General features: G+C 37.3%; 7 protein-coding genes. All 7 read right to left on the minus strand.

From position 1 onward, the window contains the following. Window positions 1-39: 39 nt before the first annotated feature. Entirely contained in the window at window positions 40-2,073 is a 2,034-nt protein-coding gene (locus tag V7K97_RS31370; protein ID WP_334804883.1) for an acylase, read from the minus strand. A 281-nt stretch (window positions 2,074-2,354) separates the two neighbouring features. Further along, window positions 2,355-2,579, minus strand: coding sequence for an MbtH family protein (locus V7K97_RS31375; RefSeq protein ID WP_334804884.1), 225 nt, complete (start codon window positions 2,577-2,579; stop codon window positions 2,355-2,357). 85 nt (window positions 2,580-2,664) lie between these two features. Continuing rightward, on the minus strand, window positions 2,665-3,627 hold the full coding sequence (locus tag V7K97_RS31380; RefSeq protein WP_334804886.1) for a class I SAM-dependent methyltransferase: 963 nt from the start codon (window positions 3,625-3,627) through the stop codon (window positions 2,665-2,667). 321 nt (window positions 3,628-3,948) lie between these two features. Next, window positions 3,949-5,310 (minus strand): nucleotide disphospho-sugar-binding domain-containing protein, encoded by a 1,362-nt coding sequence (locus V7K97_RS31385; protein ID WP_334804887.1) that lies wholly within the window; start codon window positions 5,308-5,310, stop codon window positions 3,949-3,951. Window positions 5,311-5,603: 293 nt separating this feature from the next. Next, on the minus strand, window positions 5,604-7,040 hold the full coding sequence (locus V7K97_RS31390) for an aspartate aminotransferase family protein (RefSeq protein ID WP_334804888.1): 1,437 nt from the start codon (window positions 7,038-7,040) through the stop codon (window positions 5,604-5,606). A gap of 40 nt (window positions 7,041-7,080) precedes the next feature. Beyond that, complete coding sequence (locus tag V7K97_RS31395; protein WP_334804889.1) at window positions 7,081-7,839, minus strand: class I SAM-dependent DNA methyltransferase; 759 nt, start codon at window positions 7,837-7,839, stop codon at window positions 7,081-7,083. A 45-nt stretch (window positions 7,840-7,884) separates the two neighbouring features. Beyond that, the gene (locus V7K97_RS31400) at window positions 7,885-12,255 is read right to left on the minus strand and encodes a non-ribosomal peptide synthetase family protein (protein ID WP_334804890.1); all 4,371 of its coding nucleotides are present in this window, start codon (window positions 12,253-12,255) and stop codon (window positions 7,885-7,887) included. Between the last annotated feature and the right edge of the window lie 3 nt (window positions 12,256-12,258).

Genomic DNA, 12,258 nt, shown 5'->3' on the forward strand with positions numbered 1-12,258 from the left:
AGCTGACCACAATGACCACTAACTGAACCATATTGGATTTTAGAATACCTTGCGTTCAGCCAAATGGGATAGAATATCCTGGTGCGATCGCCAAACTTGTCGCAACTGCTTGCGGGCTAAAAATTTCAACTGGTCGCTATGGGGTGAACCTGGTTGAGTTGCATTACCGTAACTGGTAAGCGCCATCGCTTTTACAGGTTGAGAAAATTCAATCGCCGCAACATAGGAATCACCAGAAACAGATTTGAAGCGCCCGTCTGACAGTGGAACAAAATTGAAGACGCGGAAAATACCAAGTCCGCCATCACCACCATTTGCAGGCAAATCGACATCACCAGACTGTAGCCGAAAAACATCTCCCCACGCTACATCTAGGCTTCCATAAGTTTTTTCCACTTTAGCTGCAACAGTTAAGAGTGTTGTGACTGCACTTTGAGGATTAGCCAAGCCATCAGGTGTAGTCCGTGGAGCGTCTTCACTCCAGGGTTTGCTAAATACACTATCGAAGTCTATCGCATCCACCCAAGCAGCGAATAGTACTGCACCTCGGCTATCTGCATTGGTTTGTCGATCCCAAGCTGATAGTACATCAGCAGTTCGATGAGCTAATTCGCCTCCGTACTTTCGGGCGGCTGGAATCAAGTCATCCAAAAGCCGATCTGCCAGTTCCATACGTGTTGAATGTTTATCGGAAACCATTTCAGTAAAAGAGATTTTGTCATCCTCTGCTAGCATCCGCACCGAACGTTGCGATCTAAACTCCATTGGCCCGCGCGGTGCCATATAAGGGGGATAATTATCTGGGTTGAGAACCTCAGGAAACGTTGTTGTCCAAGGTGGGTCATTTGTATTTTGTAACCAGCCGCTTTTTGGATCAATTACGCGTGGTAAATCCTGATATGGATGAGTTTTTGTCCATAAGGTTTTAGATGTGTCGCCAGGAATTAAACCTTGCCAGTATTCAAAATCGCCTTGTTGACGAATTGGTACTTGACCGTTAAACAGATGCATGATATGCCCTTCTCTGTCTGCATACATCACTGTAAACATCGGCAGTTGTAATCGTTGCACTACAGCTTGAAACTGGGTAAGGTTTTGGGAGCGTGCCATATCCCACCACTGTTGTAGTACACCTGGTTGGTCAAGACCAACAACACGCAGTGCCACAGTTTTACCATCTTTCCGTGATATGACTGGCCCGTGGATAGAACTTTCCACTACAAGTTTTTTTGAGCGTAGCGTACCGTCTTTTTGTTTCACTTTCAAAGACAGGGTTTTGGTCTTAAAAGCTCGGACTTGACCATCGAAGCGATAACCACCATCAGCTAGTTTTAGTTCGTAGGCATCCCAGCCATCAAGGGTGTTTACTGTATGAGTCCAACCCAAATTATCATTAAAGGCGATCGCTAAAACGGGAATTCCCACCAGTGTAGCTCCGTAAGCATCAATTCCTGGTGCAGTAATTTGTGCTTCATACCACAGAAATAAATCTGACCAAGGCAGGTGGGGATTAGCTAGCAGCATAGCATGACCATTTTCAGAATGTGATGGTGCGATCGCCCAACCATTAGACCCTGCTTGTGACTCATTTTTTGTTACACCTGCGGCTTCTTCTGGATTGACAATAAAAGTGAAATTCATTACCCGCATCAGGTGAGCCAGTACGTCTTCGCCTTTAACTGGTAGCACAATTTCAACTTCATCAGCAATCAAATCCCCATGTTTCTGAGCATAATCGTTAATTCCACTAGCAAAAGCATCAAGATAACGCCGAAACTTGGGATTTTGTGCTAAGTACCAAGAATGCGATCGTTCTGGTACTCCCATCGTTTGTACCCAACGATCTGATTCTAAATACTTTTCTCCCCAATATTCGGCAGCGCGTCCCCGTGCTTGACCGTAGAGATGCAAAAGCAGGTTGCCATGACTCTGCATCTGCGCCCAACCAAAAGCTTGAAAGGCACTTTGGTTATCCTTGCCATAAATATGCGGCACACCATAAGTATCCCAAAGTATTTCAGTTGTTTTTGGCGAAGAACTAAAGCTTTGGTTTCCTACTACCAAAACAAACATGAGCGCAAGTAAAAATGGTAAAACTCTCAAGATATAGTGTTTATTGCCATTCGACTTTAAACCTATAAAACCAAACAACTGTATTTTGCTAATAAACATTAGAGTTAATGAATGGGGATTGTTGAATAATCCCCAATAATTTAGACTGTCGATTTGTCTAGATAGGCTAAAAAAGGGTATTTAAGAAGAATTCAAAAGTCAGAATTCAGGAATCAAAATCAAGATGATCTCTACGAGATGCTACGCGATCGCCATTTTGACTAATACTTTTCAAACAATGCCTAAGTCTGATGAGCAGATTCTTCCATTTTCTTCTTGAGGCTTAGAGGTCTCATATCTGTCCATACTTCCTTAATATATTCAAGGCATTCTTGCTTGAGACCAGTTTTGCCTACATCTTTCCAGCCCAAAGGGTTTTCTCGGTTAGCAAGCCAGATTGAATATTGTTCTTCGTGATTTACTACAACTTTGTAAATTGTCATGTCTTCTGTTTCGTTCTGATACATTTTTATTGCCTGATAATTGATTATTTATGTTCTCTGAAAACCTGAGAATATATATTAATCCAGCATTTTATCAATAAAATGCCTCTTAATACAATATCTTTTCAACTAGAACTTGATGAGCTTGATAAACTATATTGACTTTTTTATGAAATACGTTCAAAAAAGCATCTATGCCAATTTTTGTGTCTTGTCCTGCATTTAAACTATCATCAAATTCAAAATCATAGTCATCAAAAATAATCACACCTCCAACCTTAACAAGTCCCCAACCTAAGACAGCATCGGTGAGGACATCACTTGCTAAATGAGAACCATCAATATAAAGTATATCGTAATGATTAAAAGGGAGCGATCGCATCACATCTTGCGACTTACCAATAATTTTCGTTACCTTCTCTAAAGCTTTGGTTTGAGAAATATTGAAATCAAATCTTTCCTCAACATATTTTAGATAACTATCGTCATATTCAAGCTTGTGTTCAACGCTTCCCTCAAAGGTGTCTATGCACGTTATTCTTGATGATTCATGAGTGAGAATGTTATCTAAAAGCCAGCAAGCAGACATACCTTCCCAACTACCGATTTCTAGAACATTAATTTCAGGCTGATTAGCTAAGTGTATTAAATACCGTTCCCAGATTGGGAGATTTTGAATAAACCAATCAGTTGTAAACTTATATCCTTTGACTTTTTTCCATGCTTCACCTCGTGCAATAGCAGCATAACCGTGCATTTTTTGAGCAAACTCCAAGTCAGAAATAGCTTCGCGTTTTATAGCTTCTGCCGTTAGTAACTCAACAATTTCTAGTGTCCAAGTGTTAATTTTCTCTATATCATCTGCTTGTTCCATCACCGATAACCAAGTAGCCTTAGCCTCTGATTCTTCTCCCTGAAGTAGTAGCGCCAAGCATAGATGCCAATAATTTGACATCAAGCTAGGATCAGTTTCAATACCTCGCTGATAAAAAGCGATCGCTTCACTATAATTATCTTGATCGAGATATTTAACTCTATCTGAAGACGGGATTTCTTCTAAGTAGTAACTCATTTTTTGTTCCGTATTAACTCAAATTTTGCTTAGGAGATGTTAACCTTGTTCTAAGAGGTTATTTGAAAAGTATTTAGCTGTGATTTTAGGCACTTGTTGATCCCCCCTAACCCACGCCAGTCGCTCTACTTGGGGAGACCCCAAGACCGCGCTGGCTCCCCTTAAAAAGGGGGGAAGCGGAATCAAAGTCCCCCAATTTATCGGGGAGCCACTGCGCCCTTGCGGTTAAGAGACTTGTTCGCGCAGCGTCTCCCCTTGGGAGAAGCACGTGGCGTGGATTTAGGGGTATCTAAAACGTTTTGCTACCAGGAGAAGGACTTTTCAAACATCCTCTAACATTTGCAAGATAAATTTCGTCGCCTTCCCAGAGTTTTCTATCTCCTGAAATTTTTCTCCCCAGAGTTTTAATCTCTGTTTTAACAACAAATCATTTTCTATTTTCTCAATTAAATTGACAATGATATTAGCAGATGTATTCTTGACATCAGCAACTAGACCTAAACCATGATATTCAATTCTTTCTGCATTGTCTGGTTGGTCAGCCCATACAGGAAATACAATCATTGGTACTCCGCAAAATATGCATTCTTTAATAGTGTTTATTCCTCCGGCTATGATTGCTATAGATGCTTTATTAAGAAGTGCTAATTGTGGTGCTTTATTAACAACTATTACATTTTCAGGTATATATTTTAAGTCTTCAACACTAATATAATCGCTGATTGATAAAACTAATTGATATTCATTTTTAAGCGATACAGCATCAATCACATTTTGAAATAAGTCTTTAATTCTACTTATACCTAAAGTAGAAAAGGTGTTTACTGTAGTTCCTAAAGAGCAGTAAATAAGGGGCTTATTTTTATCTAAATCCGACCAGATAAAAGATGGCTCTTCTCTTTGCAAGTCTATTGAAGCTTCAGCATAATAGCATTTTTCTCTTGAAATATTAGGTAAATCTAATTCTTTCGGGCATAAAACCAGATGTGTTAATTTTAAAGGTATTGGTTGAGATAAATCTAATAGGTCAAGAGGAATTTTCCTATTAATTGCAAATTTTGTGATCAAATCTTCCTCAGAAAAATCTGTTTTACTCAGCAAAGTAATTATCTTTTTAGTTGCTTGGAGTAAATTTTGATAAATATATTTGTTTTTGAAATCAAGTGATTTAGCAATAAAATTATTGTCAAAGTTTGAAAACGTCTCCTTTTGAAGGAGATTTGGCAATGGTAATGAGGTAAACATATCCGTAAAGTATATACTCATAACTTGGCATTCATAGGCTATCATTCCTATGAAGGTAGAGTAGAGTTCTTCGTATGTACTTATTACCAGCAAATCAGGATTAGCTGATTTTAGTAGAGTGTGTATTTCTCTATTTTCTCCTTTAATTAATGAATTAATTAAAGACTTTAGACCTTTTCTGTATCTTAGCTGCTTTAGGAATAATTGAAGCCTGTTTGAATTTGACTCGTTAAGTTCTAGCTGTTTCATAAATCCTTTGGGAAACCATTTTTCTAGAATTGGCATAAATGTAAATCCGTAGCTACAAACTTTTTCCTCATAATCTGGCAACCCTAAATACAAAACTTGATGCCCAAGCAAACGTAGTGTTTTTGCTAGTTTCAAAGTACTATTTAATTCACCTTGGTAATTGAAAATACAAAATGCAATAGTTGCCATGTTTTAAATACCACCAAAACTGTTAGTTTAAGTATGGGACTTGCAAATAAAAAAATGTCCCAAAACTGACCAAAAAACCCTCTCTATTTCTCCTTTCTCTGTGTTGCGCCAGTTGCTTCTCCCAGGGGGAGATGCTACGCGAACAAGTCTCTTAACCGCAAGGGCGCACTGGCAACTCTATTGTCTCTGTGGTAGCCTGCGGCAAGCCGCTATCGCGTCTACGTTTATTTGGATAATTTATTTCTTGTCAGTCCCTATTGATAACTCGAAAATTACAATGTCCCAGCTTAAAATTATATAAAGCCCCCTTCCCGCAGATTACTGACACTATCTTTAACGACTTGAATAATGTAGTTAATATCTTCATCTGTATGGGCTGTTGATAAATAACCACTTACACCTAATAGGTGAACTCCCCTATTGAGAAGATGATATTTTAACAAGCTCATTACTACAGAAGCAGCAGAATTTCCCTCAGAAAGCTCTACAGATGCAGAACCAAATAGTGAGCCAAAATTCGCCATCTGTAGAGGTATTCCATCAGCTGCAAAATAATTATTCAAAGCTATAACAAATTGCGTTGTCCGTTCATTCAAATTCTGTTGGAGAGAAGACCCCGAATTTTGCATATATATTAGTACGGCTTTCGCAGCAGCCAACGCTAACGGATGCTTACAAAAAGTACCTGCAAAAAACGTCTTTTTTACCAGAGGATAAGAAGCATCGCCATAATTCCACATACCTCCATCAATTGCATCCATATAAATATTTTTACCAGCAATCACCCCAATTGGTATCCCACCGCCAACAATTTTTCCATAGGTGGCTATGTCTGCTTGTACATCAAAATAAGCTTGTGCGCCACCAGGATGAATCCGAAACCCTGTTACCATTTCATCAAAGATTAAGGTAATTCCAGATTCTTGTGTTATTTTCCTCAATTCCTGAAGAAATTCTCTTGGCTGTAAAGCCGGTCTAGCAGTTTGTACAGGAACTACTAAAACTGCTGCTAATTCTTGCTTATGTGCTTTAATAACTTCTAATGATTTAGGATTGCCATAATCTAAAACTAAAACATCATTGACAAAGTTTTGTAATACTCCAGGTGCTAAGGGTATAGCATATTGATTATCTTCTGCCTTATTTTTGTTAACTAAAGTGCCATCAAAATGACCATGATAAGAACCTGAAAATATGACAATTTTCTGACGTTCTGTAACTGCTCTAGCAATGCGGATAGCGGTCATTACTGCTTCTGTACCAGTATTACTAAAACAAACCCGCTCCATTCCTGTAAGTTGAGAAATTAACTCAGCTACCTCGCCAACAATTTCTGATTGGGGGCCAATTTGAATTCCTTTATCAAGTTGGGCGATTAAGGCTTCTTTAATAAAGGGGGGGTTATGACCAAAGAGATTTATTCCCAACCCCATCATTAAATCTACGTATTCATTTCCATCTACATCCCAGATTTTGGAACCCAGAGAGCGATTAGCAACAATGGGATAATACATTTCTTTGAAGAGTAAATTGAATTCTCCTAAGTTTTTATCGTCAGAGAGAACTGGGCGATAAGATTGGGAAAGATGTTTTGATGTTTTGGTGCGATCGCTATAGCTATTGATGAAATATTGTAAGTACTTTTGCTGCTGATTAGTCAGTCCGGCTTTAGCTAAAAGTTCGGTTAAAATGTCTGATTTTTGATGTAATGTAACTGGTTGTGTATTCATGCAATTTTCTCTTCAGATTTAATAATTTACAGAAGTACTATTAAGTATATATACGCTTATAGCAAATAAAATAAGTACTACCAGGAGTTTCAGATATTTGTAAATCACAATAAGCATCGTAACTACTAATTTCGCTAAATCCAGCAGTTTCTAAAGCCGATATAATTTCTTCTTTGGCATAACATCTTTCGGAAATAACTTTATCTAAACGCTTCCAGGTTTGTTCTACTAATGAAAACACAGTCAAATAAATTTGACCTACTTGGTTTTCTGAATTATAGATATTTTTTGTTGACCAAGCATAATCATCTTTTACATCACCAGAAACTTTGCCGTCCCAATTTGATTGATATTCTTCTTTTGAAAAGAAATGACACAAGAATATCCCATCGTCAATTAATACGTTATAAACATTCTTAAATACACACTCCAATTCTTCAAGTTTCATGACATAGTTTAGAGAACCAGTTGTTGAAACCACTAGATCAAAGGTAGTTGGTAAATTGAAAAATCGAGCATCACCAAGGATTAGTTTCGCTTCTGGCGCATTCTCACGAGCATAATGCAACATCTCCTCAGAACCATCAATCCCTGTAATTTTATAACCATGTTTGAGTAATTGTTGTGCTAAATGTCCAGTACCACAACAAAGATCAAGAATATGCGCTCCCTTAGTTAAATGGGGTAGTAACAATTTTTCTAAAACTGGTAATGTTTCCTGAAAAATTCCTGATGACCAATCTTCATTATATATGCGAGCAAGAACATTATAATCATCATAACGAGTTGTCAAAATCATAAAATATCACTCCTGAAACTATTACAAAAAGTTAAATTATTGTCTTCAAACTTTATTATCCAAAAACCCCTGCTTAATCAGATAGGAAAAATAAGCGCTGAGTAATTGATTATCTACTGGAGGACAAGTAATGGAAGTACCGACTAATCCATTGATGACATTTTGGTTATCAAACTGTAAAACTTCTGAATTGGAATCTTCTTCTACAGCTTGTCTTGCTGGGAAAAATGGTATTAATGAATATAAAGGATGTTCAAAATAACTTTGAGTAACATTGAGTAATTTATCTCGCCACTGCTCATAAGAATTTTGCTCAATTGCATAACCAGATGAGCGAATATGGTCGATAAGTGTATTTGAGTGGAGAGTTTGAGGATGCACTAAGTGAAAAGTTTTTCCTAAAGATTCTTCCTGTTTCGATAAATGAACTATTGCTTTGCTGACGTAATCTACAGGAACTATATTTTCTCTAATATCTATATCTGGCGCACTTCCCAATTGCACACAACCGATTATCAGTTTATACAGAAAGTCATTAGTATTAAATACCCCTATTTGGCTATGTCCCGATATACGTGATGGTCGATAAATAGAGATGGGAATTCCTCTTTCAGCCGCCGTTTGTACTAACTTCTCAGCTACCCATTTAGTTTGACAATATCCATTATTAGGAAATTCGTTTTCATTCAGGCTATCCTGTTCTCTAGCTAATTTAATTCCCGATTCAAGTTTTGCAGATACAACACCAGAGCTAGAAATAAAATGTACTGGTTTAGTTTTAATTTGACTAGCTAATTTCAGAATTTCTTCTGTACCCAATACGTTTGTAGATTTCAGGATAGAGTAAGGATAAATATGATGTACCCAAGCACCATTATGGTAGATCACATCAATAGTACTTGCCAATTGTTGGAATTTTTCAGTTTCTAATCCCAAAAGTGGCTTTGACAAATCGCCAGCAATCAGAATAATTCGGGAACTCCAAAGTTTGTTCCAAATTCCATAAGATTCTAGGTTAATTTGTAGCTTTTTATGGCTATCCTGAAGGTTTTTGGAACGAACTAAGCAATAAATATCTGCTTTGGTTTGCTGTAAAAGTTCAGCTAGTAAAAATACTCCTAAAAAACCTGTGGCTCCAGTCAATAGAACAGCACTGGGTTCAAGGATAAACTTAAAGATATTTTGGGGATGAATTGTTGAATCTAAAACAGCTTCAGCTTTGAGATCCAAAGGTGGGTAATCAATTTCTGTTTGACAAACTCGATCAATATTCTCCGCTAAACCCGCTATAGTCGGTTTTTCTAACAAACTGCGTAAAGATATATCTAAGTTGAAAGCTTGTTTAACTTTGCCAAGTAGTTGAGTTGTTAATAAAGAATGTCCACCCAATTCAAAGAAGTTATCGTAAATACTAACTTTCTCAACTTTTAAGACTTCAGCCCAGATTTGAGTCAGCGTTTCTTCTACAGGGGTGCGAGGAGAAACAAAATCTCCGATCAAGTCTGATCTAACTTGCTCTGGTGCGGGTAGGGCTTTTCTATCAACTTTACCATTGGCACTTAGAGGTAATTCTTTTAACAGCACTATAGCCGACGGTATCATGAATTCTGGTAATTTTTCTTTTAAAAAGTTGCGTAGTTCATTAACTGTAATGGCTGATTTTGGCTGGGGAACTACATAAGCAACTAAGCGTTTGTTTCCTGGTACATCTTCACGAGCAATAACTGCTGTTTCCTGTACTTCAGGATATTGATTTAGTGCTGTATCAATATCGCCTAACTCAATTCGGAAGCCACGAATTTTTACTTGGTTATCAATACGCCCCAAAAACTCAATATTACCATCAGTGAGATATTTTGCTAAATCCCCAGTTTTATATAGGCGCATTCCTGGTTTTTGACTAAAGGGATGGGGAATAAATTTCTCAGATGTAATTGCAGATTGATTTAAATAACCTCTCCCTAAACCTTCACCACTAATATAAATTTCGCCAGGAATACCAACAGGAACCGGATGTAAATGAGAATCGAGTATATATATTTGTGTATTGTTTATGGGACAACCAATAGATATTTGAGTTTCTGTTTTTGGGGTATAACAATAATATACACTACTCCAAACAGTTGCTTCTGTCGGCCCGTATTCGTTAAATAAAGATGCTTCAGACTGCAATTGAGAATGATGTTTTACCAATTCTTGTGAACAAGATTCACCTGCAACTATGACAGCACTAAGAGAACTTAACTGTTCTGGTTTTGCTTGTTGCAAAATTAGATCATACAGAGAAGGAAGGCTTAATAAATGGGAAATCCGATTTTGGAAAATTAGCTCTATGAGTTTAGGTACTTCCCGTTGCATACCTTCTTCTGGTAAGTGTAGAGTTCCGCCACAACAAAGTGTCCAGAAAATACCTGCAACAGAGCTATCAAATGCAAAGGATGAGAGTAACAAGAAGTTGCTGACAGGTTGTTGATAGTAGCTAATACGTGCAGTTGTTGAATTGACTAAGTTCCGATGTGCGATCGCAACTCCTTTCGGTTTACCCGTAGATCCAGAAGTATAAATTATATAAGCTAAGTTTTCAGCATCTACTGTTATCAGGGGGTTTTCCTGACTCTCGCGCGTGTAGGCGTAGGCCGTTCTAGACATCGCTTCCCAATCGGTATCTAAGCAAATTGTCTGTGCATTGTGGTTGGGTAAGCCTTGCAGTAAATGCTGCTGAGTCAATAATATAGATACCTGAGTATCTTCTAGCATGAAGGCTAAACGCTCTTGGGGATAGTGCGGATCGAGGGGAACATAAGCACCACCAGCTTTAAGAATGCCCAAAATACCAACAATCATTTCTAGTGAACGCTCGACACAAATTCCCACTAATACTTCTGTTCTTACCCTCAAATATTGGAGATAATGAGCTAATTGATTTGCCCGTGTATTAAGTTCAGCATAAGTTATTTGCTGATTGTTAAATGCCACAGCAATATTGTTTGGTGTACGTTCTACTTGTTCTGTAAATAAATCGTGAATGCACTTATTTTGGGGATAATCTGCATTAGTTTGATTGAACTCGAAGAGAAGTTGATTGAGTGTGCGATCGCTTAAAATTTCTAATTCACTGATTGAACCTTCTGGATTATACGTTGCACTTTCTACTAACTTGTGAAATTGCTCTGATAAACCTGCAATGTCCTGTGCAGAAAAGAGGTTAGAGTCATAATAAAACTCTATATTAAAAAAATCATTCTGGCGTTTGCAAGAAAGTCTAATTTTGAAACGCTCAGTACAAGTATCAAGCTTGAAAATAGAAAATGAGATATTACCTGCACAATCCTTTGTATCTTCTTCTGTAAAATCAAAACCCACAGCCAAAAAAGGCAAAATATCTGATTTATTATCTCCTTCTAATATTTGTTCCCAAGTAAAACACTCTTGCCATTTGTCGATAGATTCTACAGACTCATGCACTTGCTGTAAAAGTTGACTAAATTTAAAATTATCTTCTAAATGACAATGAAGTGGTAAATATTTCGCAAATAGTCCCAATGTTCCTTTAAGTTCCTCATATTTTCTGCCATTAAATTCCTTGGCGATGATTATCTCAGATTGTCCACTCAGTCGCCAAAGCAGAACCAGCCAGCAAGTTAAATAAAAGTTAGATGCAGAAGTATTATACTTCTGAGCCAATGTTTCAATATTAGCTACCAGTTCTGGAGTAATAATTGAATTTACTAATTTTGGTTGAAATTTCTGTTGTTTCGAGAGATGACTTTCAAAAGGAAGCTGAAAAGTGTCAATAGTAGATAAATTTTGCTGTTGCCAATATTCTCTGCCTATTTTTGTTTCTTCTGCTTCTAATATTTGATTTTGCCATTCTGAAAAGTCTGCATACTGAAGTGGTTCTTTAGATAATCCTTTATCCAATTTTCCTAAGTAAGAAATAGCCAGTTCCTGTACTAAACAATTAAGGGTTACGCTATCTGCACAGAGAGCAGGCAAACTGATAAATAATACATACCTATCTGCCGAAATAGTTACGAAATATGTATGTAAAATTAAACCTTGTTCAAACTCAAAATTTTGTTGTTTAATTTTCTGAAAAATTAACTCAATCTTCGCCTCTTGTTCTTGAGGCTTCAAATTACTAATATCGGATTTATTCTCTAAAATGACCTTGCTATCTGTAATTACCTGTACCGGAATAGTCATTCCAGGTAGACAAACAAAACTGGTGCGGAGAATTTCATAGCGATTGACAACATCTTGCAACGCCAATTCTAAATTATTGACATCAATATTTCCTTCAATCAAAATTGCACAATCACTACGATAAGCCCAACTTTGATCAATTTGTTGTAGCAACCATAAATGCTCTTGCTGAGGTGAAAGTCTAAACCCTTCGATACTTTCTACTTGCATATT

This window comes from Nostoc sp. (assembly GCF_036917815.1).
Classification (GTDB): Bacteria; Cyanobacteriota; Cyanobacteriia; order Cyanobacteriales; family Nostocaceae; genus Nostoc.

Excerpts from the sequence above, each read along its gene's own strand:
- V7K97_RS31375 (WP_334804884.1), bottom strand. The coding sequence starts at position 2,579 with ATGTATCAGAACGAAACAGAAGACATGACAATTTACAAAGTTGTAGTA.
- V7K97_RS31370 (WP_334804883.1), bottom strand. The coding sequence starts at position 2,073 with ATGTTTGTTTTGGTAGTAGGAAACCAAAGCTTTAGTTCTTCGCCAAAA.
- V7K97_RS31385 (WP_334804887.1), bottom strand. The coding sequence starts at position 5,310 with ATGGCAACTATTGCATTTTGTATTTTCAATTACCAAGGTGAATTAAAT.
- V7K97_RS31390 (WP_334804888.1), bottom strand. The coding sequence starts at position 7,040 with ATGAATACACAACCAGTTACATTACATCAAAAATCAGACATTTTAACC.
- V7K97_RS31395 (WP_334804889.1), bottom strand. The coding sequence starts at position 7,839 with ATGATTTTGACAACTCGTTATGATGATTATAATGTTCTTGCTCGCATA.
- V7K97_RS31400 (WP_334804890.1), bottom strand. The coding sequence starts at position 12,255 with ATGCAAGTAGAAAGTATCGAAGGGTTTAGACTTTCACCTCAGCAAGAG.
- V7K97_RS31380 (WP_334804886.1), bottom strand. The coding sequence starts at position 3,627 with ATGAGTTACTACTTAGAAGAAATCCCGTCTTCAGATAGAGTTAAATAT.